The 26165-nt window shown below is 70.8% G+C and carries 21 protein-coding genes and 1 pseudogene; 7 read left to right on the top strand and 15 right to left on the bottom strand.

Annotation, left to right across the window (positions count from 1 at the left end):
* Positions 1-28: 28 nt before the first annotated feature.
* The 7 genes from CP976_RS27135 to CP976_RS27105 form a co-directional block, all read right to left on the bottom strand.
* A complete protein-coding gene (locus tag CP976_RS27135) occupies positions 29-433 on the bottom strand; it encodes a cytidine deaminase (RefSeq protein ID WP_150482684.1) in 405 nt (134 codons plus the stop codon).
* Positions 430-1695, bottom strand: coding sequence for an ABC transporter permease (locus CP976_RS27130; protein ID WP_150482683.1), 1266 nt, complete (start codon positions 1693-1695; stop codon positions 430-432). The genes CP976_RS27135 and CP976_RS27130 overlap by 4 nt, the downstream gene beginning before the upstream one ends.
* Entirely contained in the window at positions 1692-2813 is a 1122-nt protein-coding gene (locus CP976_RS27125) for an ABC transporter permease (RefSeq protein WP_150482682.1), read from the bottom strand. Before CP976_RS27125 ends, CP976_RS27130 begins: the two co-directional genes overlap by 4 nt.
* Positions 2813-4384, bottom strand: coding sequence for an ABC transporter ATP-binding protein (locus CP976_RS27120; RefSeq protein WP_150482681.1), 1572 nt, complete (start codon positions 4382-4384; stop codon positions 2813-2815). The genes CP976_RS27125 and CP976_RS27120 overlap by 1 nt, the downstream gene beginning before the upstream one ends.
* Before the next feature lie 211 nt (positions 4385-4595).
* Entirely contained in the window at positions 4596-5642 is a 1047-nt protein-coding gene (locus tag CP976_RS27115) for a BMP family lipoprotein (protein ID WP_150482680.1), read from the bottom strand.
* A gap of 315 nt (positions 5643-5957) precedes the next feature.
* Positions 5958-7001 (bottom strand): BMP family lipoprotein, encoded by a 1044-nt coding sequence (locus tag CP976_RS27110; protein WP_150482679.1) that lies wholly within the window; start codon positions 6999-7001, stop codon positions 5958-5960.
* A 256-nt stretch (positions 7002-7257) separates the two neighbouring features.
* Positions 7258-7875 carry a TetR/AcrR family transcriptional regulator gene (locus tag CP976_RS27105; RefSeq protein WP_150482678.1) on the bottom strand — a complete coding sequence of 206 codons (618 nt, stop codon included), beginning with the start codon at positions 7873-7875 and terminating at the stop codon, positions 7258-7260.
* A 124-nt stretch (positions 7876-7999) separates the two neighbouring features.
* Here CP976_RS27105 and CP976_RS27100 point away from each other — a divergent pair, with 124 nt between their 5' ends.
* On the top strand, positions 8000-9289 hold the full coding sequence (locus CP976_RS27100) for an alpha/beta fold hydrolase (protein WP_229875518.1): 1290 nt from the start codon (positions 8000-8002) through the stop codon (positions 9287-9289).
* A gap of 29 nt (positions 9290-9318) precedes the next feature.
* Here the strand turns inward: CP976_RS27100 and CP976_RS27095 are convergent, their stop codons facing one another.
* On the bottom strand, positions 9319-10551 hold the full coding sequence (locus tag CP976_RS27095; protein ID WP_150482676.1) for a M20 family metallopeptidase: 1233 nt from the start codon (positions 10549-10551) through the stop codon (positions 9319-9321).
* A gap of 301 nt (positions 10552-10852) precedes the next feature.
* Here CP976_RS27095 and CP976_RS27090 point away from each other — a divergent pair, with 301 nt between their 5' ends.
* On the top strand, positions 10853-11533 hold the full coding sequence (locus CP976_RS27090) for a class I SAM-dependent DNA methyltransferase (RefSeq protein WP_150482675.1): 681 nt from the start codon (positions 10853-10855) through the stop codon (positions 11531-11533).
* A 661-nt stretch (positions 11534-12194) separates the two neighbouring features.
* On the opposite strand, the pseudogene CP976_RS27085 reads toward CP976_RS27090, so the two are convergent.
* The 4 genes and pseudogenes from CP976_RS27085 to CP976_RS27070 form a co-directional block, all read right to left on the bottom strand.
* A pseudogene (locus tag CP976_RS27085) lies at positions 12195-13253 on the bottom strand (ferritin family protein); the annotation flags it as partial.
* A gap of 47 nt (positions 13254-13300) precedes the next feature.
* Positions 13301-14239 (bottom strand): N-acetylneuraminate synthase family protein, encoded by a 939-nt coding sequence (locus tag CP976_RS27080; RefSeq protein WP_150482673.1) that lies wholly within the window; start codon positions 14237-14239, stop codon positions 13301-13303.
* Between the two features lie 13 nt (positions 14240-14252).
* Complete coding sequence (locus CP976_RS27075) at positions 14253-15518, bottom strand: N-acylneuraminate cytidylyltransferase (RefSeq protein ID WP_150482672.1); 1266 nt, start codon at positions 15516-15518, stop codon at positions 14253-14255.
* A 44-nt stretch (positions 15519-15562) separates the two neighbouring features.
* On the bottom strand, positions 15563-16909 hold the full coding sequence (locus CP976_RS27070) for a DUF6716 putative glycosyltransferase (protein WP_150482671.1): 1347 nt from the start codon (positions 16907-16909) through the stop codon (positions 15563-15565).
* A gap of 198 nt (positions 16910-17107) precedes the next feature.
* On the opposite strand from CP976_RS27070, the gene CP976_RS27065 reads away from it, so the two are divergent.
* The 4 genes from CP976_RS27065 to CP976_RS27050 all read left to right on the top strand — a co-directional run bounded on the left by CP976_RS27065 (position 17108) and on the right by CP976_RS27050 (position 21744).
* Positions 17108-18094, top strand: coding sequence for a glycosyltransferase family 2 protein (locus CP976_RS27065; RefSeq protein ID WP_059419255.1), 987 nt, complete (start codon positions 17108-17110; stop codon positions 18092-18094).
* Positions 18094-19425 (top strand): alpha-2,8-polysialyltransferase family protein, encoded by a 1332-nt coding sequence (locus CP976_RS27060; protein WP_150482670.1) that lies wholly within the window; start codon positions 18094-18096, stop codon positions 19423-19425. The genes CP976_RS27065 and CP976_RS27060 overlap by 1 nt, the downstream gene beginning before the upstream one ends.
* 180 nt (positions 19426-19605) lie before the next feature.
* On the top strand, positions 19606-20760 hold the full coding sequence (locus tag CP976_RS27055) for an acyltransferase family protein (protein WP_150482669.1): 1155 nt from the start codon (positions 19606-19608) through the stop codon (positions 20758-20760).
* 63 nt (positions 20761-20823) lie between these two features.
* Positions 20824-21744 carry a class I SAM-dependent methyltransferase gene (locus tag CP976_RS27050; RefSeq protein ID WP_150482668.1) on the top strand — a complete coding sequence of 307 codons (921 nt, stop codon included), beginning with the start codon at positions 20824-20826 and terminating at the stop codon, positions 21742-21744.
* A 9-nt stretch (positions 21745-21753) separates the two neighbouring features.
* On the opposite strand, the gene CP976_RS27045 is transcribed toward CP976_RS27050, so the two are convergent.
* Complete coding sequence (locus CP976_RS27045; protein WP_150482667.1) at positions 21754-22404, bottom strand: TetR/AcrR family transcriptional regulator C-terminal domain-containing protein; 651 nt, start codon at positions 22402-22404, stop codon at positions 21754-21756.
* A gap of 77 nt (positions 22405-22481) precedes the next feature.
* Between CP976_RS27045 and CP976_RS27040 the strand changes: the two genes are divergently transcribed.
* The gene (locus tag CP976_RS27040; RefSeq protein WP_150482666.1) at positions 22482-23879 is read left to right on the top strand and encodes an FAD-dependent oxidoreductase; all 1398 of its coding nucleotides are present in this window, start codon (positions 22482-22484) and stop codon (positions 23877-23879) included.
* Here CP976_RS27040 and leuE read toward each other — a convergent pair whose 3' ends face one another.
* Both leuE and CP976_RS27030 read right to left on the bottom strand, forming a co-directional pair.
* A complete protein-coding gene (gene leuE, locus CP976_RS27035) occupies positions 23880-24527 on the bottom strand; it encodes a leucine efflux protein LeuE (protein ID WP_150482665.1) in 648 nt (215 codons plus the stop codon). It abuts the gene before it with no gap.
* 33 nt (positions 24528-24560) lie between these two features.
* Positions 24561-26141 carry an acyl-CoA mutase large subunit family protein gene (locus tag CP976_RS27030; protein WP_150482664.1) on the bottom strand — a complete coding sequence of 527 codons (1581 nt, stop codon included), beginning with the start codon at positions 26139-26141 and terminating at the stop codon, positions 24561-24563.
* Positions 26142-26165 lie beyond the last annotated feature (24 nt).

The raw sequence follows: 26165 nt of genomic DNA, 5'->3' as shown, positions 1-26165 counted from the left end.
TGAGCAACTCAGGGGGGCCGCACGGGCATTACTTGGTGAGGTGCTCCGGGCCGAAGGCCTGGGGCAGCATCTCCGACAGCGGCAGGATCCCCGCCGGGGTCTCCAGCAGCAGCTCCGGGCCGCCGAACTCGTGCAGCAGCTGGCGGCAGCGCCCGCACGGCACGAGCGTGGCGCCGTCGCGGTCGACGCACGTGAAGTGCGTCAGCCGGCCGCCGCCGGTGTTGTGCAGCTCGGAGACCAGGCCGCACTCGGCGCACAGGCCGAGCCCGTACGAGGCGTTCTCGACGTTGCAGCCGGAGATGATCCGGCCGTCGTCGACCAGGGCCGCCACGCCGACGGGGTAGCCGGAGTAGGGGGCGTACGCCCGGGACATGGCGTCCCGGGCCACCGCGCGCAGCTTCTCCCAGTCGACGTCCGGGCCGGCGCCGGTCACTTGCCCTGCCCCTTCCGGTACGGCATGCCGTTCGCCCTCGGCATCCGCAGGCGCTGGGCGGACAGGGCGAGCACCACCAGGGTGATGACGTACGGCGTGGCGGAGACGACCTGGTTGGGGACCTCGTCGGTGGTCGCGTACCAGGTGAACACCAGGGCGCCGGCGATCAGGGTCACCACGGCCGGAACGTACTTCTTGCGGACCACGAGCCAGATGGCGCCGATGACCAGCAGCAGCGCGCCGAGCAGCAGCAGGGCGTGGACGTTGGCGGAGCCGCCGCGCAGGTTGAGGCTGTCGGTGTAGCCGAACAGGCCCGCGCCGAGGGCGAGGCCGCCCGGCATCCAGTTGCCGAAGATCATCGCCGCGAGGCCGATGAAGCCGCGGCCGCTGACCTGGCCCTCCAGGTAGAAGGGGTTCGCGACGATCGACAGGAAGACGCCACCGAGGCCGGCCAGACCGCCGGAGACGACCACGGCGATGTACTTGTACTTGTAGACGTTGACGCCGAGGGACTCGGCGGCGACCGGGTTCTCGCCGCAGGAGCGCAGCCGCAGGCCGAACGCCGTGCGCCACAGTACCCACCAGGTGCCGGGGATCAGGGCGACGGCGATCAGGGTCAGCCAGGAGACGTTGGTGACGAGGCCGCCGAGCAGGCCGGCGATGTCGGAGACGAAGAACCAGCCCTGGTTGTTGAGGTCCCTGAGCGCGTCGGACAGGCCCGGCACCGTGAAGCTGCCGAGGGAGTCGACCGCCGGGGACTGCTTGGCGGAGCCGCCCGTGTGGCCCTCGAAGGCGAGGGGCGCGAGGTAGCGGGTGGCGCCGAGGGCCAGGATGTTGATGGCCACACCGGAGACGATGTGGTTGACGTTGAAGGTGACGGTGACGAAGGCGTGCAGCAGGCCGCCGATCGCGCCGCCGGCGATGCCGACGAGGACACCGGTCCACGGGCCCCACTGGAAGCCGGCCCAGGCGCCGAACCAGGTGCCGAGGATCATCATGCCCTCGAGGCCGATGTTGACCACGCCCGCGCGCTCGGCCCACAGACCGCCGAGACCGGCGAGGCCGATCGGCACGGCGAGCTGGAGCGCGGTGGACATCTGGCTGACGTTGGTGATGCCGTCGGCACCCGTGATGAGGCGGACGATCGAGGTGAGTGCCAGTCCGCCGGCGATGATCAGCAGCAGGACGGGCAGCGACAGGCGGCGGCCGGTCGGCGCCGCGGGCTGCAGCGTGGGCTGGTTGAGGTCGGTCGCGGTGGTCATCGGCCAGCCACCTCCTTCGTGGTGTTGGTGTTGCCGAGGACGTGACCGGCGGCCAGTTCGGCGCCGACCCGGCGCTGCTGGCGGCGCAGGCCCCACTCGCGGACGGCCTCGTAGGAGACGACGACCGAGAGCACGATCAGGCCCTGCATGATGACCGCGATCTCCTTGTCGTAGCCGTGGAAGTCCAGCTCGGGCGAGGCCTTGTCGAGCCAGGCCCACAGCAGGGCGGCGAAGGCGATGCCCACGGGGCTGTTGCGGCCGAGCAGGGCGATGCCGATGCCGAGGAAGCCGATGCCCGTGGGGAAGTTCAGGCTGTAGGTGTGGGTGTCGCCGAGCAGGATCGGCAGGCCGGCCAGGCCCGCGATGCCGCCGGAGATCAGCATGGCGCTGAGCACCATGCGCTTGGGGTCCACACCGCTGGCCGCGGCGGCGGTCTGCGAAGCGCCGGAGGCGCGCAGGTCGAAGCCGAAGCGGGTGCGGTTGAGGACGACCCAGTAGCCGATGCCGAGCAGGACGGCGAGCAGCACCAGGCCGTAGATCTCGCCGGCCGCGCCCATGGGGATGCCGGGGATCCAGCCGGACTCGTGCATCTCGCCGGTGGTGTTGTTGTTACCGACCTTCACACCGAAGACGTTCGGCAGCCACATGTAGGCGATCACGGAGGTGGCGATCGCGTTGAGCATGATCGTGGCGACGACCTCGCTGACGCCGCGGGTGACCTTGAGGACGCCGGCGATGCCGGCCCAGAAGGCGCCGGTGAGGACGGCGGTCAGGAGCAGCAGCGGAACCTGGAGGGCGGCCGGCAGAGCGACGTGGGCGCCGACGATCGCGGCCAGCATCGCGCCGAGCTGGTACTGGCCGTCGACGCCGATGTTGAACAGGTTCATCCGGAAGCCGATGGCCACCGAGAGCGCCGCGATGTAGTACATCGAGGCCTGGTTGATGATCAGGACCTGGATGTCCGAGAAGCTGAGCTGCTCGAACATCAAGGCGTACGGCTCGACCGGGTTCTGGCCCGACGCGACCAGCACGATCGAGGTCAGGGCGAAGGCCACGGCGAGCGCGATGACCGGTCCGGCCACCGCGAGGAGCACGCGCTCCCTGTCGAACTTCTTCATCAGCGGGCCTCGTCTTCCGGAGACTCGGGGGCGTCGGCCTTCGAGGTCTCGGGGGTCTCTTCGTGCTCGAGGTGCCCGGTGGCGGCACCGGTCATGGCCGAGCCGAGCTCCTCGGGGGTGATGGCGGCCGGGTCGGCGTCCGCGACCAGCTTGCCGTTGTAGATCACGCGCAGCGTGTCGGACAGGCCGATGAGCTCGTCCAGGTCGGCGGAGATCAGCAGGACGGCCAGGCCCTCGCGGCGGGCCTCGCGGATGTGGTCCCAGATGGCGGCCTGGGCACCGACGTCCACGCCCCGGGTGGGGTGGGCGGCGATCAGGAAGCGCGGCTTGTGGCTCATCTCGCGGCCGACGATCAGCTTCTGCTGGTTGCCGCCGGAGAGCGAGGCGGCGGTGACGTCGATGCCGGGGGTGCGGACGTCGTACTCCGTGACGATCCGGCGGGTGTCCTCCTGGGCGGCCTTCGGGTCCAGCCAGACGCCCTTGGCGAGGGGCTTCTCGGTGACGTGGCCGAGGATACGGTTCTCCCAGAGGGGTGCCTCCAGGAGCAGGCCGTGGCGGTGGCGGTCCTCGGGGATGTAGCCGATGCCCTGCTCGCGGCGCCTGCGGGTGGGCCAGGCGGTGATCTCCTCGTCGGCGAGCCGGATGGTGCCGGAGTCGGCGGACCGCAGGCCGATGAGCGCGTCGACCAGCTCGGTCTGGCCGTTGCCCTCGACACCGGCGATGCCGAGGACCTCGCCCGCGTGGATGGTGAAGCTGATGTCGTCGAGGAGGGCCTTGCCGCCCGGTGCGGCCAGGCGGAGCCCGTCGACGGCGATGACCGGGCGGTCGGTGACCGTGGACTCGGCCGTCTCGGGCGTGGGCAGCTCGCTGCCGACCATCATCTCCGCGAGCTGGCGCGGGGTGGTCTCGGCGGGGACGGCCGTACCGACGGTGGTGCCGCGGCGGATGACGGTGATCTCGTCGGCGACGGAGAGCACCTCGCCGAGCTTGTGCGAGATGAAGATGACCGACAGGCCCTCGGACCTCAGTTCGCGCAGGTTGGCGAAGAGGGCGTCGACCTCCTGCGGCACGAGCACGGCGGTCGGCTCGTCCAGGATGAGGATGCGGGCGCCGCGGTAGAGGACCTTGAGGATCTCCACGCGCTGGCGGGCGGCGACGCCGAGCTCCTCGACCAGCAGGTCGGGCTTGACGTCGAGGCCGTAGCGCTCGGAGAGCTCCTTGATCTTGCGGCGGGCCTTGGCGCCGATGCCGTACAGCTTCTCGCTGCCGAGGACGACGTTCTCGAGGACCGTGAGGTTGTCGGCGAGCATGAAGTGCTGGTGGACCATGCCGATGCCGCGGACGATGGCGTCGGCCGGCGACGAGAAGCCGACCTGCTCGCCCTCGACGGCGATGGTGCCCTCGTCCGGCTTCTGCATGCCGTAGAGGATCTTCATCAGCGTCGACTTGCCGGCGCCGTTCTCGCCGACGAGGGCGTGCACGGTGCCCTTGCGGACGCTGAGGTGGATGTCGTGGTTGGCCACGACGCCCGGGAAACGCTTCGTGATCCCGGCGAGCTCGACGGCGGTCACCGATTCCTTGACCGCCGCTCCGGCCGGAGGGCTGCTGGACGCGTTGATGGCGCACTCTCCTGGGGACGGGGGTCGTCTACGCGCGTAGCGCCCCTACGGCATACAAAGGGGCCGACGCACCGCGACAACGGGGTACGAGGAGCAGCCTCCCCGTACCCCGTCGAGCGGACGTAACCCCGGGGGTTACCGCCTGCTTCGAGGCAGTCGGTCGTCAGCTGCTCTTGACCTTGATCTCGCCGCTGATGATCTTCTCCTTGGCCGTCTTGATGGCTTCCTGAAGCTCGGCGTCGTCCGCGAACTTCGGGTTGGAGTCCGACAGGCCCACCTCGCCGGTCTTCAGATCGCCACGAACGATACCGGTCTCGGGCTTGCCGTCCTCGACCGACTTCGCCAGGTTGTACACCGCCTTGGCGACGTCCTTCATCGCCGAGGTGAGGATGAAGTCCTTGTGCTTGGCAAGGGCTTCCTGCTTGTACTGGTCGGAGTCCACACCGATGGCCCACACCTTCTTGGCGGCGGCGGCCTCGATCACACCCTGACCGGACAGGCCGGCGGCCGCGTAGACGACGTCGGCCTTCTTCTCGATCTGGCCCTCGGCGGCCGTCTTGCCCTTGTCGGGGCTGGAGAAACCGCCCTCCTCGGCCGTCTGGGTGAGGTACTGCGAGAGGACCTTCACCTTCGGGTTCGTGTCCTTGACGCCCTGCGCGAAGCCCGCCTGGAACTTGTGGATCAGCGGGATGTCCACACCGCCGACGAAGCCGACGACGTTCGACTTGGTGCTCTTGGCGGCGGCGACGCCGGCCAGGTACGAGGCCTGCTCCTCGCTGAAGACGAGGTCGGCGACGTTCTTGGTGTTGATCGTGGCGTCGTCGACGATGCCGAAGGTGGTCTTCGGGAACTTCTCCGCGGCACCCTTCACGGCAGCGGCGTACGCGTAGCCGACACCGATGACGGGGTTGTAGCCCTGCTTCGCCAGCGAGACCAGGCGCTGCTCCTTGTCGGCGTCCGTCTCGCCCTCGGTGGGCTCGACGTCGGCCGTCTCGTAGCCGAACTCCTTCTGCGCCTGCTCCAGACCCGCGTACGCGGCGTCGTTGAAGGACTGGTCGCCCTTGCCGCCGACGTCGTACGCGATGGCGAGACCCTTGTCCCCCTTCGAGTCCGACGACCCGGAGGTCGAGGTGCTGCCGCAGGCGGAGAGGGCGAGGGCCAGGGAGGCGGTCGCTGCGCCTGCGACCGTGATCCGGGAAATCCGGCGCATGTGTGGGTGCTCCTGTCGTACTACCGGGGCCGCATAGCGCCGGGACGGTTCAGCTTCGGCGCTGGCTTCGCCGCAGATTAACGCGCGTAGACCTGCCTGAAAACCCCTTCTGTCCACCTTGTTATGCGCCCGTGGCCAAGCCATCACCCGGCCTTGGCCGGGGCGTTGCCGACTGCGAACGGAGGGTGGCGCTGGGTGATCCGGTTCCCGTTCCCGGCCCCCTGATTCCTGGTTTCCACGGGAACGGCAGAGCGGGCGGGCACCCTGGGTGCCCGCCCGCTCCGGCTGTCGCAGACCGTTGACGCCGTTGACGTACTACTCGGTCTTGACCTTGATGGAACCGTCGTTGATGCCTTCCTTGGCCTTGTCCACGGCCGCCTTGAGACCCGGGACCTTGGCGTACTCGGGGTTCGCCTCGGACAGGCCCACGCCGTTGACCTTCAGGTCGAAGGTCTGGGTGCCGTTCAGGGGCTTGTCGTCCTGGACGGACTTGGACAGCGCGTAGACCGCTCCGCCGACGTCCTTGAGGGCGGAGGTGAGGATGTAGTTCTTGTACGGGGCGAGGGCGGCCTGCTTGTACTGGTCGGAGTCGACGCCGATCGCCCAGACCTTGGCCTTGGCGGCGGCCTCGATGACGCCCTGACCGGACAGACCGGCCGCCTGGTACACGACGTCGGCCTTCTTCTCGATCTGGCCCTCGGCGGCGGCCTTGCCCTTGTCGGGGCTGGAGAAACCGCCCTCCTCGGCCGTCTGGGTCAGGTACTGGGACAGCACCCGCACGCCGGGCTTGGTGTCCTCCACGCCCTGCTTGTAGCCGGCCTCGAACTTGTGGATCAGCGGGATGTCCACACCGCCCACGAAGCCGACGACGTCCGACTTGGTGGCCTTGGCGGCGGCGACACCGGCGAGGTACGAGGCCTGCTCCTCGGCGAAGACGAGGGAGGCGACGTTCTTGCCCTCGACCACGGAGTCCACGATTCCGAAGGTGGTGTCCGGGTACTTGGCGGCGGCGGCCTTCAACGCCGGGCCGTAGGCGAATCCGACACCGATGACCGGGTTGTAGCCCTGCTTCGCCAGCGAGACCAGGCGCTGCTCCTTGTCCGCGTCGGTCTCGCCCTCGGTGGGCTCGATGTCGGCGGTCGTGTAGCCGAACTCGTCCTTCGCCTTGGTCAGGCCGGCGTAGGCGGCGTCGTTGAAAGACTGGTCGCCCTTGCCGCCGACGTCGTACGCGATGGCGACGCCACGGTCCTTGCTGTCGCTGTCACCACTGTCACCGCTGGTGCCGCCACAAGCCGTGGCGACGAGCCCGAGCGACGCGACCCCCACCGCGACGCGGGTCAGTTTGGAAATCCGACGCATCGTGAAGTTCCCCATTCTCCAAAGCCCCGCAGCGGGTGCTCGGTTCGGCGCACATTAACGCGCGTAGACACTCCTGGGAACGGTTCGCTGCGGGGCCGTTATCCATTCGTGCCGATGGCCGGTTACGCCCTTGTGAACCACGGGAGCGAACGGGGTCGAAAGGTGTACTCGGGCACACGGCGCATGCCTGTTCGTCACGCGCACCAGGCTGCCCCTGGGGCGCTCCGGCCGCAACCGGAGGCTCCGGGAAGACCAACTACTGAGCGGACTCGGTGCGCCGGAGCTCACTGAACACCGCGGGGGTCGTCCAGCCGCGCAGCGCCGCGTGGAGCGTCGATCCGAAGGTGGCCTCGGCCGTGGCGGCGTCGAAGGCTCCAGCCAGTTCGAGCGTCACGAGCCCGTGCAGCGTCACCCAGATCGAGAGGGCGATGGACGTCGCCTCGCCGGCGAGGACGGACTCCGTCAAGCCGCGATCGATCGCCGCGAGGAGTGGCCGGACGGGGTCACTGGCGCCGACCGCGCCGGACGGGTCGAAGGATTGCACACCGCCGAACAGCACCGTGTAGAGGTGGCTGTGCTCGCGTCCCCATCGACGGTACGCGGCGGCCAGTGCGCAGAGGTCGGCAAGCGGGTCCGCGGAGGTCGGCACCGCGGCCACTTCCTGGAACAGGCCGGCCACGGCTCTGTTGCGCACCTCACCGATCAGCCCGTCCTTGCCGCCGAACAGGGAGTACACCGCCGTCGTCGACGTCCCGGCGGCAGTGGCCAGGGCGCGGACCGTGACCGACTCCCGCGGACGGGTGGCGAGCATCTCGATCGCGCACGCCACGAGCCGCTCTTTGACGGTCTCGTCGTTCGTTCTCGGCCTACCCACGACGAACAGCTTACCTCTCTGATAACGTCGTTCTGAAACGTCGTTCTGAAATAACGTTCCGAAACGGTGGGAGACCCTCATGCCGATGTCCGTGACACGTCCCGTCCGATTAGCCGGTCGCCTGGTGTTGGCCTTGGCTGCCATCGCCGGGCTGGTCGTCCTCTTCCTGGCGCTCATCGTCCTCACGGACGGGGCGGGCTCGGGGCTCCCCGCGTGGCTGACGACCCTGGGAATCGCAACTGCCGCCGCACTGTGGCGGGGCCGGCGCCGTACCAGGTCGGCGCGGCTCATGCCGTTCCTGCCGGTGGTCATCGCGGCGGCATTGACGGCGTCGGTGTGCGTCCCGACCGTCCCCACGGAACGGCAATATCCGCCCGACCTGCCTTTCGTCGCCACGCAGCACTGGAGCCTGGCCACCGGCAGCCGGGTGGCGGTGTATCACTACCCGCCCGCGAACACCGGCGCCCGGCACCCCGTTCCGTTCGTGTACCTCCACGGCGGACCGGTCCGCGGCATCTCGGTGCTCGACCACCGGTTCCTGCAACTCCTGGCGCGACAGGGCTACGACGTCTACGCCTACGAACAGGCCGGCGGGGGACGAAGCGACCTGCTCCCCATGGGCCAGTACACGATCTCCAGGTCGGTCCGCGATCTCGCCGCCTTCGTCGATCGCCTGGACAAGGGCAAGGTCGACATCCTCGGATTCTCCGCAGGCGGGGTGGTGCTCACGCGAGCCCTGGCCGACCCGCGCGTCGCGGCGCGTCTGAACCGGGCGATCATCGCCGAGCCCGGTCCGATGGACGGCCCCACCGCGCGCATCGCCGGGCACAAGGGCCGGGAATCCGCGCGCGGACTCGCGCCGGCCGTGACCGGACCGCGGTCGACGCATGTTCCCCGGTACGCCGTCGCGTTGGGCCTCATGCGACTCGGGCTCCTGAGCCCCGGCACCGGGCTGATAGGACAGGCGGAGGGCGCCAACGCGTTCACCGCGGCCGATCTGGGCAGTGACACAGCGTCCAGCTACTGCGCGCGCGACGCGCACCGCATCCCTGTCGAGGACACGGCGGAGAACTTCTCCTTCAGCGCTGCCGCCAGCCTCCGCGTCCAGGAGACGATCAAGGACTCCCCCTCCATCGCCTCACAACTGCGGCGATCCCGGACCCCCGCGATGCTGATGATCGCCGAGTGCTCCTCCCAGGTCCGTCAATGGGCGACAGCCGTCCTCGCCGAAGACCCCGCCGTCCAGCGCACGCAGTACATGCCCGGCGTCGGACACCGCATGTGGAACGGACTCGACGACAACAACGACCGAGCGGCCGCCGTCATCACCGCATTCCTCGAGGACGAGCCCGCGCCGCTGCCGAACTACCCGACCCGCGGCGAGATCCCCGCCTTCCTCCGTGACCACAGGTGACCGCCCGCCGGGCGGTCACGGCACCTGGCCTAGCGGAGCCCGTTGACCAGGGCCGCGGCGGTGAAGAGTTCCACGCCTACCGTGATCGCGGACTCGTCCACGTCGAAGTCGCCCTGGTGGAGGTCGCGGACCTGGCGTTCGCCGGGGGTGCGCACGCCCAGGCGGGCCATCGCGCCGGGGACGTGCTCCAGGTACCAGGAGAAGTCCTCGCCGCCGAGGCTCTGCTCCGTGCCGACGACAGAGTCGACGCCGCGGCGGGCGATCATGGCGTCGCGCAGCAGCTCGGTCACGCCGGGCTCGTTGACGACGGGCGGGACGCCGCGGACGTAGTTGATCTCCGACTTGGCGCGGTAGAGGTTGGCGATCTCGTCGATCGCGGCGACCACGACGTCGGGAGCCTGCCGCCACGCCTCGATGTCGAGGCACCGCACCGTGCCGGAGAGCTCGGCGTGCTGCGGGATGACGTTGGGCGCGTGCCCGGACTCGACGCGGCCCCAGGTGATGGCGAGCCCGCTCCGGCTGTCGAAGCGCCGGCCGACCAGGGCCGGCACGTCCGTGACGACGCGGGCTGCCGCGGTGACCAGGTCGGTCGTGAGGTGGGGGCGTGCCGTGTGCCCGCCCGGGCCGTTCAGGGCGATCTCCAGCCGGTCGCAGGCGGAGGTGATGGGACCCTCCCGGAGCCCGACCTGCCCCGCGTCCACCCGGGGGTCGCAGTGCACGGCGATGATCGCGCCGACCCCCTCCAGCGCCCCGCACTTGATGACGTCGGCGGCACCGCCGGGCAGTACCTCCTCGGCGGGCTGGAAGATCAGCCGGACGGGACGGGGCAGCAGACCCCGCTTGTGCAGTTCGGCGAGGACGAGACCGGCACCGAGGACGACGGTGGTGTGCACGTCGTGGCCGCAGGCGTGCGCGCGGTCGGGCACGGTCGAGCGGTACGGGCAGTCGCTCTTCATGTCGGGGATGGGCAGGCCGTCGATGTCGGCCCGCATGGCGAGCATGCTGGGGCCCCCGTCCCACTGTTCGCCCTCTACGCCGATGTCACAGACGAGTCCTGTCCCGACGGCGAGTACGCGCGGCTTGAGGCCGGCCCTCTCGAGCCGCTCCTTGATCGCGGCTGTCGTGCGGAACTCCTGGTTGCCCAGCTCCGGGTGCATGTGCAGGTCGCGTCGGAACGCGATGAGCTCGGCGCGCAGAGCGTCGGGCAGCGCACCGGGAAGCACGGCTCCCGCGGGAAGATCGACCTCGGACTCCAATGACATCAATTGCTTCACCCTCTGAAGGGTAGGGCGCCAGGGCGGTCGTCCGACCCTCGATCAATAAAATTTCAACCCGTTCGGGGAAGAAAATATGACCACCGAACGCATGGCTATCAACTGAGATGGGTAAACTCGCCCGTCTTCAGGGCCGAGCCCGTCACCACAACGCACGGAGTGTGACATCGGCCACATCTGACTCATGGCGCCGGTTGTCCATCCATCCTCCTCCACGGATACCACGCCCTGCGCGGGGAACACGGCCTTGTTCGTCTGGCGGACGCACGGTCCCGATAGTGTGCGCCCCGTGCGCGCCGACAGCCCCGATTTCGTCCAGTCCACCCAGGCCTCGTACGACGCCATCGCCGAGGACTACGCCGCCGGGTTCCCGGACAGTCTGGCCGGAAGGCCGCTGGAGCGAGCCCTTCTGACGGCCTTCGTCGACCTGGTACGTGCCCCCGGAGCGCCGGTGCAGCCCCCGGTCGCCGATATCGGCAGCGGGCCCGGGTATGTGGCGGCCCGGCTGCACGAGTCGGGGCTGCCGGTGTTCGGGGTGGACGTCTCACCGCGCATGGTGGCCCTGGCCCGCCGGGCGCATCCGGGGCTGCGGTTCCACGTCGGTTCCATGACGGCCCTGGACCTGCCGGACGAGACGCTCGGCGGCATCGTGGCGCTGTATTCGATCATCCATGTGCCCGACGACCATCTGCCCTCGGTCTTCGCCGGGTTCCACCGCGTGCTGGTGCCGGGTGCGCCCGTGCTGCTCGGGTTCCAGTCCGGTACGGAGGACGGCCGTGCGCACCTCACCGAGCGCTTCGGGCAGGAGATCTCCCTCGACTACTACTGGCGCACCCCGGAGACCGTCGCGGCGCACCTCACGAAGGCCGGCCTGGAGCTCCACTCACGTGTGCTGCGGGAGGCCGAGGGCGAGGAGCAACGCCCTCGGGCGTTCCTGCTCGCCCGGAAGCCGGCGTCGGCCGGAGCGTGAGCACTGGCCGGGGGTTTGCGAGCCGCCCTTGGGTGCGTGGTGCGCCCGTGTCGGTGCATGAGCCGCCCTGGTGTGTGCGGGAGCCCGCCGCCGGCGGTGCATGGATCGCCCCTGCCGGTGCTCGAGCCCTCCTCGGAGCGCTCCTGAGGTCGCCGGGCATGCCCGAACCCGTCGCGGTCGGAACATGGATCGCGCTGCCGACGCCTGCGCCGCCGCAGGCCTTGAGCCCGCCGCCCGGCTTGTCCGGCCGCCAGGCCCACGAGGTCTGAACCGCCCCGCCGCCTGCTCGTCCGCGTGACGAGGCTGACCCAGCCGGCGCCCGAGGCCCTCAGCCGGCAGCCACCGCACCCGCCGGGCCGGCCATACCGGCCGAGCCTGCCGCCCCGGACGGGCCGACCATGTCCGCCGAACCCGGCGTCCCGGCTCGGCCGGCCGTACCCGCCGAGTCCGCCGTCCCGGCCGGGCCCGTCATGCCCGTGCCCGTGAAACTCCCCGGGCCAGTCGCGTCCGCCGGACCAGTCGGACCCTCGGAAGCCGCCGAGCCTCTCCGTCCCCCGGGCCCGACGGGACCCGCCGGGCCGGTCGCACCCGCCGGACCAGTCGAACCAGTCGAACCAGTCGAACCACTCGAACCAGTCACACCTTCCGGATCCCCCGCCCCCGCCCCCGTCGTGGACAACCGCTGCACATCCCGCGCCGCCCCCGTCACCCCCGACAGGAAGCCCTGGGCGCGCGGGGAGGCGTGGTCGGTGAGCCAGGTCGGGTCGATGTCGCAGACCGCGACGCGGACCTCGGTGCCGGAGAGGGCGAGCGGGAGGGTGTGGACGACCGTGGAGGGGAAGCTGAGGATCGTCCGGCCGATGGGGCCGCGGCGGGCGATCAGTTCGAGGGGGAGTTCGGGGCGGACGATCTCCAGGCCCGTCTCCGCCGAGAGCCGGCGGAGCTTGTCCGGGCTCTCGCGGCGATGGGCGAAGTAGCGGGTGGCGCCGTGGGTCCTGGCCAGGGCGCGGACGGCCTCCAGGTAGCGGTCGTCGTCGACCACGCCCGTCTCCACCAGGGACGTGCCGACCATGTCGGCGCCCTTGGTGATGCGGGGCGGGCCGAAACGGGTCCGGGTCCAGGCGAAGTCGTTGGCGCTGACGGTGACGCCCGCCGGGGTCTCCTCCATCGGCATGGAGGAGAAGATCTCGACGTTGCGGTTGCCGCCGGGGGTCAGTCGGCGGCGGGCCGAGGCCGACACCGGCGCGAAGATCAGGTCCCGCGGGCCGGGGCGGCCGCCCTTGCGGTGCCAGCGCACCAGCCGTTCGCCCCGGGCAAGCTGGCCGACGAACTCCATGGTCGCCGTGCCGTCGTCGACGACGACCAGGTCGCGGACCCGGGTGATCGTCAGCAGCAGCTGGACGTAGCGGGAGAAGGGGTCCCCCAGCACCACCCGGCGCGCCCTGCGGAGCAGGCCGGCCAGGCCGCCGATGGTCTGGAAGGGCGCCAAGGGGCCGCCGCGCGCCTCCTCCCAGCGGACCTCGTGCCCCTCGTCGCGGGCCAGGTCGGACATCCGCCGCAGCTGGCCGCGCGTCATCGGGTCGACGGGTGACAGCACCACGAGGGTGAGCCCCACGCCGGGCGCATGCGCGTGCGCCCACTCCAGCACGTTCAGCAGCTGTACCGGACTCTCGACGAACGCGAGAGTGTGGGGGCCGGCGTTCCCGGCGCGGGGGCTCATCGACGTACGACCGTCCCGTCGTAAGGGGGGTTGTGGGAGGTGTGGGCTCAGACGCCGACCGGCTCGCCCGCCGCGTCGGCGATCTCCGCCTCGGCGACCACACCGGCGACGCGGCGCAGCTTCTTCATCGGGGCCAGCTCGGACTCGTAGACCTTCTTGACGCCGTCGCCGAGGGAGGCCTCGATGGTGCGGATGTCGCGGACGAGGCGGGTGAGGCCCTGCGGCTCGACGGAGGCGGCCTGGTCGGAGCCCCACATGGCGCGGTCGAGGGTGATGTGGCGCTCGACGAAGGTGGCGCCGAGGGCGACCGCGGCGAGCGTGGTCTGCAGGCCGGTCTCGTGGCCGGAGTAGCCGATCGGGACGTTCGGGAACTCCTTCTCCAGCGTGTTGATCACACGCAGGTTGAGCTCCTCGGCCTTCGCCGGGTAGGTCGACGTGGCGTGGCACATCAGGATGTTGTCGGAGCCGAGGACCTCGACCGCGTGGCGGATCTGCTTCGGCGTCGACATGCCGGTGGAGAGGATCACCGCGCGGCCGGTGGAGCGCAGGGCGCGCAGCAGCTCGTCGTCCGTGAGGGAGGCGGAGGCGACCTTGTGGGCGGGGACGTCGAACTTCTCCAGGAAGGCGACCGCCTCGGTGTCCCACGGGGAGGCGAACCAGTCGATGTTCTTCGACTTGCAGTAGTCGTCGATCGCGCGGTACTCGTCCTCGCCGAACTCCACGCGGTGGCGGTAGTCGATGTAGGTCATCCGGCCCCAGGGGGTGTCGCGCTCGATGTCCCACTGGTCGCGCGGGGTGCAGATCTCGGGCGTGCGCTTCTGGAACTTGACGGCGTCGCAGCCGGCCTCGGCGGCGGCGTCGATCAGCTTGAAGGCGTTCTCGAGCTCGCCGTTGTGGTTGATGCCGATCTCACCGCAGACGTAGACCGGACGGCCCGGGCCGACCTCGCGCGAACCGAAACGGCGGATACGGGAGTTGGTGCTCATGGCAGAGATGTCCTTACTTGGTGAGGGAATCGAGAGAGGGGCCGAGGATCCAGCTGGCGATCTCTCGGATCGCGCCGTCGCCACCGGGGACGGTGGTGACCGCGCGTGCGGCGCCGCGCACGACGTCGTGGGCGCTCGCGACCGCCACGGGCCAGCCCACGAGGGCGAAGCACGGGAGGTCATTGACGTCGTTGCCGACGTAGAGCACGCGCTCCGGCGCGATGCCCTGCTCCTCGCACCACTGCTTCAGCGCGAGGTCCTTGCGGTCGATGCCGTGCAGCACCGGGAGCTTGAGCTTCCGGGCCCGGGCGGCGACCACAGGGTTCTGTTCCGTGGACAGGATCAGCATCTTCAGGCCGCTCCTGCGGAGGGCCGCGATGCCGAGTCCGTCCCCGCGGTGCACGGAGACGAACTCCCGTCCTTCGGAGTCGACCAGCACCCGGTCGTCGGTCTGGGTGCCGTCGAAGTCGAGGACGACCGCGTCGATGTCGTCGGCGGTCGGGAGCGCGCCGGGCCGGTCCGCGTCGAAGAGCGGCGCGAGGGCCCGGGCGCGGGCGAGGTCGTGCGGGTCGTCGACCTCCAGCACGCGCGCGGCGTCGGTGCGGACCAGTTCGGTCCGCCCGAAGAAGCGGTGCTGGTGCTTGCGGAAGCCCGCCGCCTCCATGGCGTAGGCGGCGCCGGTCTCCAGCAGGTCCTGGGGGCGGTCCTGGCGGCGCGGGCGGAAGGACTTGTCGTGGTTGACGCCGTAGCCGCCGCCTGTGGCCGCGTCAGCCTCCGCGACGGTGCCGGCGGCGACCTCGTCCTCGGCGTCGCGCCAGACGAAGCCGTGGAAGGGGGCCACGGTGAGGGCCGTGTCGGCGCCGTCCTCGACGATGGCGGCGGCGACACCGTCCACGTCCTCGCGGGTGATGAACGGGCTGGTGCACTGCACCAGCAGCACGACGTCCACGACCGCGCCGTGCAGGGCCTCGTGCGCGTCCATGGCGTGCAGGACGGCGGCCTCGGAGGTGGCCGTGTCGCCGGCGATGGCGGCGGGCCGCAGCACGACCTCGGCGCCGGCCTGACGGGCGGCGGCCGCGATGGCCTGGTCGTCGGTGGAGACCACGACGTCCGTGACGAGCCGGGCGGCGCGGCACTCGCGCACCGCCCGCGCCACCAGCGGGACACCGCCGACGGGGAGGAGGTTCTTCGCGGGGACGCCCTTGGAGCCGCCGCGCGCGGGGATCACCGCGAGCACGCGGCGCACCGAGGCGCCTCGGCCCGCTTCCGGATGGGACATGGGGTGTACTCCTTGGGCTCCTTGGGCGGAGGGCTCGGGGCGGCTCACAGCTCCCCCATCCGCCGGATGACGGGCGCCACGCGCTGCACGCCGTGCCGGTAGGCGCCGCGCGCCGCCCGGCGCACGATCTGCCGGACCGGACCGGGCTCCCTGTCGGCGGCCGGCGCGCCGGGCAGCGGGGTGCCGTCCGGGCCGAGGTGATGGCGGGCGAGGATCCCGGGCAGGTAGCCGGGCGCGGTGACGGGTGTGTAGTACGGGGTCAGCGGCGGCAGGCCGCCGGGCCGGTCGAGCAGCTTGGCGATGCGTTCGCGGGCCGCGTCGAAGGCGGACTCGTAGGAGCCGTCGGCCACGACGCCCTGCCGGGCGACCCACTCCTCGTCGGGCGCCGGCCGGTGCCCGGCGTCGAGCTGGTCCCAGGAGGCGAGGCAGCCGGAGCCCACGAAGTGGTGGTTGCCGAGGGCCTCGCGGACGCCGAGGTCGGTCAGCACGACGGTCGGGATGCGGCGGTGCAGCGACTCCAGGGCGGCCGTGGAACTGACCGTCACGAGCAGGTCGGTACGGTCGAGGACCTCGCCCATGTTCCCGTAGACCAGGCGGAAGTTGGCCGGCGGATCGAGGCGCTGCACCAGCTTCTGGTACGGCAACTCCTCGATGTGGGTGGTGTGTTCGCCCGGCCGGGACCGCAGCTTCAGCAGCACCTCGCGCTCGGGGTGCCTGCGGGCGTGCTGCACCAGCCGGTTCAGCAGGTACGTACGGTCCTTGCGGCTCTCCGGGACGGAGGGCTGGGCGGCGAAGACGACCGTGTAGGGGTCGTGCTCGCCGGTGTAGGGCGCACCGCCGAGGAACGGCAGGGCCACCTCGGTCACCGACGAGGCGTCGGCACCCACCCCTTCGTAGACGGCCCGGAAACGGTCCGCGTCCTGGCGGGAGTTGGCGAGGACCAGGTCCGCGCCGTGCCGCAGCAGCAGGCCGTCGGCGAGCTTCTCGTAGACGACACCGACGTAGCCGGTGACGACGACGGGCCGCGAGGTCCGGTTCTCCCAGACGCGCCCCAGGCCGTGCAGCATCGCCTGCACACCGCCGCCGACGAGGGCGAGGACGAGGACGTCGTAGGACTCCTCGGCCATGGTGCGCAGGAACTCGACGGCGGTGACCTCCCGCAGCGAGTCGGCGCGCACGCCCACTTCCTCGAGCTGGCGCGGCGTGGGCGTGGCCCGGCCGCGCAGCAGGAATCCGTCGAGGGCGGGGCCGACTTGCGCGGCCTCGCGCGGTGCGGTTTCCATGGACTGTCCCGGGGCGATGCGGTGCGCGGTGAGCGCACCCCATTTCCATCGGGTGTCGGAGTCCGCGAGGACGGCGATTCGCGGGCGCTTCGGTGTACTTGCTGGCACGCTGAAGACGCTAGGAAGCAATTCCTAGGTATGGCGGAACCGCGACTCAACGAAAAGTTAACAACACCCCACCGGGAGCCGAACTGGCCCGTGGCGAACCGGGAAGTACACGGGGTGCACCGTTCTGACACATTGAGTTCACCCAGTGTATGTGCACCGGAAAGTTGCCGAGCCGGACGGCCTCCTAACGTTTTGCGGGTGCCTAAGCTTTCCGTGATCGTGCCGTTCTACAACGTGCAGCAATACGCCCCGGACACCCTCAGAAGCCTTCGGTTGAACGCCGACCGCGATTTCGAGTTCATCCTGGTCGACGACCATTCGAAGGACGAAACACCGGCCATTCTCGAACGGGCGGCCGAGGACCTTTCGGATGTCGCGCAAGTGCGTTACATCCGACACGAGAAGAACGGGGGGCTCGCCACCGCCCGCAACACCGGCCTGGACGCGGCGCAGGGCGAGTACCTGACGTTCCTGGACGGCGACGACTGGCTGGCCCCCGGCTATCTCGCCGAACTGGTGTCCGCCCTGGACGAGTTGGGCTGCGACTTCATCCGCACCGACCATGTGCAGGCCACCGCGCGCGCCCGTTCCGTGTCCCGGGTGCCGGTCGGCCGGCGCTGGGAGGCCTTCGACCCGCGGGAGGCGATCCTCCCCTCCCACCGCTCGACCTCGGTCGACTACGCCTACGCCTGGGCCGGCGCCTACCACCGCCGCCTCCTCGACCGGGGCGTGCTCCACTTCACCGACGGTCTGCGCACAGCCGAGGACCGGCCGTGGATCTGGAAGCTGCACCGCGAGGCGGAGTCGTTCGCCGTGGTGAGCCTGCTGGGCGTGTTCTACCGGCGCGGGGTGGCCTCGTCCCTGACCCAGATCGGCGATGTCCGCCAGCTCGACTTCATCCGTGCCTTCGACCAGGTGATCGAGGAGACGGCCGCCGACCGTGAGGCCGACCGGCTGCTGCCGAAGGCGGTACGGACGTACTGCGCGATCATCGCGCACCACCTTTCCAACGAAGACAGGTTCGAACCGGCCGTGGCGAGGCAGCTGCGGTCGATGAGCGCGGCGGCCATCAAGCGCATGCCGCAGGACGCGCTCGGTGACGCACTGGAGGCCATGGACATGGACCGCTCGTCCAAGCTGCGGCGGCTGCGGCGCAGGGTCACACCGGCGGGAGCGGCCGCCTGATGCCCGGGACCACACAGATCTTCTGCGCCTCGACGCTGTACGGCGTCGCCACCCTGGCCGCCGCGATCGACTCCGACCTCTTCGAGGAGCCGGACCGCCGGGTGCTGCTGGTGTTCAACAACTCCGCGAACCCGGAGACCACCCCGGCCCTCGACGAGATGCCGGGCTTCGCGCCGCTGCGCGAGCACTTCGACGACGTGCTGTCCTGGAACGACGCCATCCGCCCGTTCCACCCCGGGGCCTGGTCGCCGCGCTCCGACGACATCCCGCTCTTCGAGCGCTATCTGCGGATGCTGTGGGGCCTCGGCGACGACCGCGTGAGCCTGGTCCTGGAGTCCATCCAGGTCGCGCCCGCGCTCACGGTGGCGCAGTTGTTCACCGACGCCCCCATCGACGTCTACGCCGACGGGCTGATGAGCTACGGCCCCACCCGCAACAAGCTCGACCCGCTGGTCGGCACGCGCGTGCGGCGGCTGCTGCACCTCGACCTGGTGCCGGGGCTCACGCCGATGCTGCTGACCGAGTTCGAGGTCCCGGCGCGTCTGGTGCCGTCGCCCGCGTTCCTCAAGGTGCTGGGCGAGGTCACCGAGACCGTCCCCGAGCTGCCCGACCTGCCCGGCGACGCGGCGCTGCTGCTCGGCCAGTACCTGTCGGCGCTGAACATCCTCTCCCCCGAGGAGGAAGAGGACCTGCACGTGCGGATGATGCGGGGCGCGGTCGCCCGCGGCCACCGCACAGTCGTCTTCAAACCGCACCCGACCGCACCGGCCCGCTACAGCCGCGCCCTGGAGACCGAGGCCGGGAAGCTCGGTGTGGACCTCACCGTGCTGGACACGCCCGTGCTCGCCGAGGTGCTGTTCGACCGGACCCGGCCCGCGCTCGTCATCGGCTGCTTCTCCACGGCGCTGTTCACGGCCTCGGTGCTCTACGAGCTGCCGGTCGCGCGCATCGGCACCGAGCTGCTGCTGGAGCGGCTGACGCCCTATCAGAACAGCAACCGGATCCCCACCACCCTGGCGGACGCGCTGCTGCCCGACCTGGACGGCGGCAAGGACGGCGACCTGCTGCCGGCCGAGCTGCTGTCCGACCTGGTGACCGCGGTCGGGTTCACCATGCAGCCGCAGATCTATCCGGACCTGCGCCCGCGGGCGGAGGCGTTCCTCGCCCGCCATCTCGGTCCGCGCACCCGGCGGTACTTCAAGAAGCGCCGTCTCACCTCGCTCGGACTGCCCGGCGGTATTCCGCAGCGGCTGGCGTTCCTGCCCCGCAATTCCACGGCACGCCGCGTGGTCCGGCGGGCGCGGGCGCTGCGCAAGGCGGTGCGCCGCTGAGGCGGTCCCGTCCTGCGGCCGGGCTCGGCGACATCCAGATGAACCCATGGGGACCGGCAGGCGAAGGCTGACTCCGTCGAACGTTTTAGCGTCAACCTCCGCCCTAGGGTGACACCGGCGCCCTGCCCGCCCCTGGCGGCTCAGGTGAAGGACATACGAGCTACTACAGAGGTTTTCAGCGTGACCGAGACGGTCGTCAGCACCCCAAAACCCCGGCCCGAAGTCACCGTGCTGGTCGAACCACCGGGCGCCACGACCGTCCCACCGCGCCGGAAGGACTCCGGCGGCCGGCTGCGCGCCCTGGACGGGCTGCGGCTGGTGGCCGCGCTGATGGTGGCGGCGTACCACTACGGCGGGCGCGACGGTGAGGTCTCCGAGGCCTGGGGCAGCTCGCCCAAGGAGCAGTTCCCGACGCTGCACGAGTACTTCGCCTACGGCTGCCTCGGCGTCCAGGTCTTCTTCGTGATCAGCGGGTTCGTGATCTGCATGAGCGGCTGGGGCCGGCCGCTGAAGTCGTTCTTCGCCTCCCGCGCCTCCCGGCTGCTGCCCGCCTACTGGGTGGCGGTCGTGCTCGTGACGGCGGTGTTCGCGCTGCCCATGGTGGCCTACAAGGCGGTCTCGCCGAGCGACGCGCTGGTGAACCTGACCATGCTTCAGATGCCGCTGGGCGTGGACCGGGTGCTCGGGGTCTGCTGGACGCTGTGGGCCGAGGTCCGCTTCTACGCCCTGTTCGCTCTGTGCGTCGTGCTCCCCGGGGCGAACCGCCGCCGGGTGATCATGTTCTGCGCCGGCTGGATGCTGGCGACGGTGATCGCGCAGAACGCGAACATGCCGCTGCTCGACATCGTCGTGATGCCGGAGTACGCCCCGTTCTTCATCGGTGGTGTCGGCCTCTACCTCCTCCACCTGGACCGGCGGGACGCCTACGGGTGGGGCATCGTCGCCGTGAGCTGGCTGATCGGTCAGCACTTCGCGGTGCAGAGCCTGTGGCACGCCCCCGACGCGGGCGGTTTCTCGTACCGCTCCTCGCTCGGCATCATGCTCGTCGTCACCTTCGGCTTCGTCGCGGTCGCGGCGATCGCGCTGGGCTGGCTGCGCTGGGCCAACTGGCGCTGGCTGACCGTGGCGGGGGCGCTGACGTATCCGTTCTACCTCGTCCACGAGCACCTCGGCTGGGTGGTGATCCACGCCCTGCACCGCGGCCTGGGTCTGCCGTCCGCGGCGACATTCGCCCTGACAGTGGCCTCAATGCTGGGGCTGGCGTGGTTGCTGAACCAGTATGTGGAGAAGCCGCTGACACCACGACTGAGGGCCCTGCTGGCCAAGGCCCGCTGAGCTGTTCACGGGACGTTCAACCATCCGTCGGTTTCAGCACCGCTCAGGGAGAAGGCTCGTCTCATGACCAACGCACAAGCGACCGACACGTACCCCGGCGAACTCACCGACGTCCCGGGCTGGTTCCCGCCGCTGGACCAGATGCTGTTCACCTGGTTCCTGGAGCGGCAGCAGAAGCAGGGGATGCGCGGAGACCTGCTGGAGCTCGGCGTCTACATGGGCAAGAGCGCGATCCTCCTCGGCCACCACCTCCAGGACGGCGAGCAGTTCACCGTCTGCGACCTGTTCGAGGGCGACGCCCCGGACGAGGCCAACAAGGCGGAGTCCACGAAGTCGTACGCCTCGCTCACCCAGCAGGCCTTCGAGCGGAACTACCTCTCCTTCCACGACACCCTGCCGACGGTGATCGCGGCCCCCAGCTCGGTGGTGTCCGAGAAGGTGGCCCCGGACACCTGCCGCTTCGTCCACGTCGACGCCTCGCACCTGTACGAGCACGTGTACGGCGACATCGGCGCCGCCCACGACATCCTGCTGCCCGAGGGCATCGTGGTCCTCGACGACTTCCGTTCCGAGCACACGCCGGGCGTCTCGGTCGCCGCCTGGGAGGCCGTCCTCAACCGGGGGCTGCGCCCGGTCTGCCTCAGCACGCAGAAGCTGTACGGCACCTGGGGCGACCCCGAGCCGCTCCAGGAGGAGCTGCTCGACATGCTGCGGCAGCGCACGGACGTCGGGCTGAGCGTGCAGGAGGCGGCCGGGCACCGGCTGGTCCGCGCCCGGTCCAGGGGCATGAAGCCGCCGGCTTTCCCGCCCTCCCGGCACTACGTGGCCCCGGTGCCTGCCGGTCCCCCGGCCGCCCCTGTCACCGAGTCCCGCGCGGCACGCCCGGCCCGGCCCGCCCCCTCCCGGGCCCGCCGGCTCGCCAAGGACCTGCTGCCCCCCGTGGTCACCCGGGCCGTACGGCGGGCACGCGCGAAGCGGGCCTGACCCGGGGTGTCATGAGACCCCGTACCGCGCCCCGATCCCCACGATCACGAGGGCGAGTCCCTCCTCGAAGTGCCCGTCGTAGTCCTCGAAGATCTCCGCGCCCGCCTGGGCCGACAAGGGAAAGTCGGCCATCAGGCGGGCGCGTTCGTTCACGTCGTAGCCCTCACGCCGCTCACCCGGCAGCGGCTGGACACCCTGCTCCTCGGTGACGAAGCCCAGCGTGTACAGATACGCCGTGGTGAGCGCCCGGACCGCCTGGGCGAGGGTGAAGCCGGCGGCCGTCAGCAGGCGCAGGTTGTCCTCCATCTGCCCGGCGTGCTCGATGCCGGTGAAGCGTGAGCCGCTGAACACCTTGGCGCCGTCCCGGTAGTCCAGCAGGGCGGCACGCAGCCCCCGGTTGACCTTCAGCAGCCGTTCCCGCCAGGTGTCACCCGGGTCGAGCGAGGCCCCGGCGACCATCCGGCGGTACATCTCCGTCGCCATCTCGTCGAGCAGCGCCTGTTTGTCTTTGAAGTGCCAGTAGAGGGCGGGCGCCTTCACGTCCAGTTCCCGGGCGATGGCGCGCAGGGTCAGGCCGTCGAGGCCCACCTCGTTCAGCAGCCGCAGCGCGGTGTCCGCGACCCGTCGGCGGTCCAGGGGCGCGCGTCGTTCCGTACTCACGCTTGACAATTTAACACCGTTAAGGCGACCCTCGGGACAGCACTTAACAGCGTTAAGGAGACGGAGGCCCAGATCTCATGGACACGGACGTACTGGTGGTGGGCGCGGGCCCGACCGGTCTGGCGCTCGGCATCGATCTCGCCCGGCGTGGGGTGGCCGCGCTGGTGGTCGAGCGGGCCGGGGCACTGTTCCCCGGTTCGCGCGGCAAGGGCATCCAGCCGCGCACCATGGAGGTCTTCGACGACCTGGGCGTGCTCGACGCGATCCGCGCGGCGGGCGGCGCCTACCCGATGGGGATGATTTGGCAGGACGGCAGGCGGGCGGGCGAGCACCGGATGTTCGACCCTGCGGAGGAGAGCGAGGACTCGCCGTACACCGGGCCCTGGATGGTGCCGCAGTGGCGCACGCAGCAGATCCTGCGGGCACGGCTGGAGGAGCTGGGCGGGGAGGTGGCCTTCGGCCGGGAGGTCGTCGGCCTGACGCAGGACGCGGACGGGGTCCGCGCGGAGTTCACCTCCGGCGAGCCCGTCACCGCCCGGTACGCCGTCGCGGCGGACGGCGGCCGCTCGACGGTGCGCCGACTGCTCGGCATCGGCATGACGGGCGAGACCGTCGACCCGAACCCGACGTTGGTGGCGGACGTGCGGATCAGCGGCCTGGACCGGGACAACTGGCACGTTTTCCCGCCGGGCGGCGACGGCGACGGCTTCCTCGCGATCTGCCCGCTGGTCGGCACGGAGGACTTCCAGCTGGTGGCGCGGTTCCCGGAGGGGACGACCCCGGACCTCTCCCTGGAGGGCATACGGAAGGTCGTCGCCGCCCGCTCGCGCCTCGCGCCGGAAGCCGTGACCCAGGTGCGCTGGGCCTCGGACTTCCGCCCCCGGGCGGCCCTGGCGGACCGCTTCCGCTCCGGGCGGGTCTTCCTCGCCGGCGACGCGGCGCACGTGCACTCCCCGGCCGGCGGCCAGGGCCTCAACACCAGCGTCCAGGACGCCTACAACCTGGGCTGGAAGCTGGGCGCGGTGCTCACGGGCGGTGCGCCGGTGTCGCTCCTCGACACCTACGAGGAGGAACGGCGGCCGATCGCCGCGGACATGCTCGGCCTGTCGACGAGCGTCCACCGCGGCGAGACGCGGCGCGGCGCGGCGACCCGCCAACTGGGGCTCGGATACCGGGACTCGTCACTCACGCGGGAGACGCGTACCGCCCCGGGCGCCCTCCGGGCCGGCGACCGCGCACCGGACGGCGAGCTGGACGGCGTCCGGCTCTTCGACGCCTTCCGGGGACCGCACTGGACGCTGGTGGCGGTGGGGACGGAGGCACCGGCGCTGCCAGGGCCGGTGCACGGGGTCAGCGGGGCGGAGCAGGCGACGTACGGAAGGGGCCTGTTCCTGGTGCGGCCGGACGGTTATGTGGGCTGGGCGGGGGAAACGGGCGACGGACTGCGGCAGTACCTGGAGCGCGCCGGGGTCTGATCACGCACTCGCGAGGGACAACTTCACCGCGAACCCGAGGAACAGCGCGCCCGCCGCCGAGGTCACTCCCGCCGACAGGCGCCTCCGGCGGCGGAAGGCGGCGGCCAGCCTGGTGCCGCCGAATATCAGCGCGCTGAGGTAGAGCACGCTGGCGAGCTGGGCGAAAACGCCGAGGACGACGAAGGACAGGGCGGGATAGGCGTACCCGGGGTCGACGAACTGCACGAAGAAGGCGACGAAGAAGAGGATCGCCTTGGGGTTGAGCAGGCTGACCACGAAGGCGCGGCGGAAGGGGCGCTCCCCGGCGGGCGCGGAAGCCTCCGCACCGGCGGACCGCTCCGCACGCGTCCGCCACATTCCCCACGCGGCCCGCAGCATGCCTACGGCCAGCCACGCCAGATAGCCGGCCCCCACGTACTTCACGATTCCGAACAGCACGGCGTTGGCCTGCAACAGGGACGCGACCCCGGCCGCCGACAGCGTCATCAGCACGGTGTCCCCGCACCACACCCCGGCCGCGGCGGTGTACCCGGCACGCACACCGCGCCGGGCGGCGACGGACAGGACGTACAGGGAGTTGGGACCGGGCAGCAGAACGATCAGGACGAGGCCCGCCAGGTAGGTGGGCAGATCGATGACACCGAACATGGAAGGGAGTGTCGCACGGGGGCGGCAGGAGGATCAGAACGCGTCGCTCGGGACGTACGTCCCCCACACCTCCCGTAGGGCGTTGCACACCTCGCCCACCGTCGCCCGGGCCTTCAGGGCGTCCTTCATCGGGTACAGGACGTTGTCCTCGCCCTCGGCGGCCTTCTTCAGGGCGGCCAGGGCCGTGTCCACCGCCGGCTGGTCGCGCTCCGCGCGGAGCCTGGCCAGGCGCTCCGCCTGCTGGGCCTCCAGGGTGGGGTCGACACGCAGGGGCTCGTACGGCTCCTCCTCGTCGAGCTGGAAGCGGTTGACGCCGACGACGACCCGTTCGCCGGAGTCGGTCTGCTGGGCGATGCGGTAGGCGCTGCGCTCGATCTCGTTCTTCTGGAAGCCGCGCTCGATGGCTTCCACCGCGCCGCCCAGCTCCTCGACCTTGGCCATCAGCTCGACGGCCGCGGCCTCCACGTCGTCCGTCATCCTCTCGACGGCGTAGGAGCCCGCGAAGGGGTCGACGGTCGCCGTCACGTCCGTCTCGTGGGCGAGGACCTGCTGCGTACGCAGGGCCAGGCGCGCGGACTTGTCCGTGGGCAGCGCGATCGCCTCGTCGAAGGAGTTGGTGTGCAGGGACTGGGTGCCGCCCAGGACCGCCGCCAGGGCCTGGACCGAGACGCGGACCAGGTTCACCTCCGGCTGCTGGGCCGTCAGCTGGACGCCCGCCGTCTGCGTGTGGAAGCGCAGCATCAGCGACTTGGGGTTCTCCGCGCCGAACTCCTCCTTCATCACCCGCGCCCAGATCCGGCGCGCCGCACGGAACTTGGCGACCTCCTCCAGGAGCGTCGTACGGGCGACGAAGAAGAAGGACAGGCGGGGCGCGAAGTCGTCGACGTCCATGCCGGCCGCCACCGCCGTGCGGACGTACTCGATGCCGTCGGCGAGGGTGAAGGCGATCTCCTGCACGGGGCTCGCGCCCGCCTCGGCCATGTGGTAGCCGGAGATCGAGATCGTGTTCCACTTCGGGATCTCGGCCTGGCAGTACTTGAAGATGTCGGCGGTCAGGCGCAGCGAGGGCTTCGGCGGGAAGATGTACGTCCCGCGGGCGATGTACTCCTTCAGGACGTCGTTCTGGATCGTGCCGGTGAGCCGGCCGGCACCGACGCCCTGCTCCTCCGCGACGAGCTGGTAGAGGAGCAGCAGCAGGGCCGCGGGTGCGTTGATCGTCATCGATGTGGAGACCTGGTCCAGCGGGATGCCGCCGAACAGCACCCGCATGTCGTCGATCGAGTCGACGGCGACGCCCACCCTGCCGACCTCGCCGTGCGCGAGCGGGGCGTCGGAGTCGTGGCCCATCTGGGTGGGCAGGTCGAAGGCGACCGACAGGCCCGTCGTGCCGTGGGCGATCAGCTGCCGGTAGCGGGCGTTGGACTCGGCGGCCGTGCCGAAGCCCGCGTACTGGCGCATGGTCCAGGGCCGGCCTGTGTACATGGTCGGGTACACGCCACGGGTGAAGGGATACGCCCCCGGCTCGCCCAGCTTCTCCGCCGGGTCCCAGTCCCGCAGGTCGTCCGGCCCGTAGACCGGTTCGATGGGCAGTCCGGACTCCGACTCGCGCGCCATGGTCTGATGCCTCCCGCAGGACGG

Origin of the sequence: Streptomyces coeruleorubidus (assembly GCF_008705135.1) — a bacterium.
Taxonomy (GTDB): domain Bacteria; phylum Actinomycetota; class Actinomycetes; order Streptomycetales; family Streptomycetaceae; genus Streptomyces; species Streptomyces coeruleofuscus.
This window is presented reverse-complemented; position numbering and strand designations above follow the sequence as displayed.

Excerpts from the sequence above, each read along its gene's own strand:
- CP976_RS27130 (WP_150482683.1), bottom strand. The coding sequence starts at position 1,695 with ATGACCACCGCGACCGACCTCAACCAGCCCACGCTGCAGCCCGCGGCG.
- CP976_RS27125 (WP_150482682.1), bottom strand. The coding sequence starts at position 2,813 with ATGAAGAAGTTCGACAGGGAGCGCGTGCTCCTCGCGGTGGCCGGACCG.
- CP976_RS27115 (WP_150482680.1), bottom strand. The coding sequence starts at position 5,642 with ATGCGCCGGATTTCCCGGATCACGGTCGCAGGCGCAGCGACCGCCTCC.
- CP976_RS27110 (WP_150482679.1), bottom strand. The coding sequence starts at position 7,001 with ATGCGTCGGATTTCCAAACTGACCCGCGTCGCGGTGGGGGTCGCGTCG.
- CP976_RS27095 (WP_150482676.1), bottom strand. The coding sequence starts at position 10,551 with ATGTCATTGGAGTCCGAGGTCGATCTTCCCGCGGGAGCCGTGCTTCCC.
- CP976_RS27080 (WP_150482673.1), bottom strand. The coding sequence starts at position 14,239 with ATGAGCACCAACTCCCGTATCCGCCGTTTCGGTTCGCGCGAGGTCGGC.
- CP976_RS27075 (WP_150482672.1), bottom strand. The coding sequence starts at position 15,518 with ATGTCCCATCCGGAAGCGGGCCGAGGCGCCTCGGTGCGCCGCGTGCTC.
- CP976_RS27060 (WP_150482670.1), top strand. The coding sequence starts at position 18,094 with ATGCCCGGGACCACACAGATCTTCTGCGCCTCGACGCTGTACGGCGTC.
- CP976_RS27050 (WP_150482668.1), top strand. The coding sequence starts at position 20,824 with ATGACCAACGCACAAGCGACCGACACGTACCCCGGCGAACTCACCGAC.
- CP976_RS27040 (WP_150482666.1), top strand. The coding sequence starts at position 22,482 with ATGGACACGGACGTACTGGTGGTGGGCGCGGGCCCGACCGGTCTGGCG.
- leuE (WP_150482665.1), bottom strand. The coding sequence starts at position 24,527 with ATGTTCGGTGTCATCGATCTGCCCACCTACCTGGCGGGCCTCGTCCTG.
- CP976_RS27030 (WP_150482664.1), bottom strand. The coding sequence starts at position 26,141 with ATGGCGCGCGAGTCGGAGTCCGGACTGCCCATCGAACCGGTCTACGGG.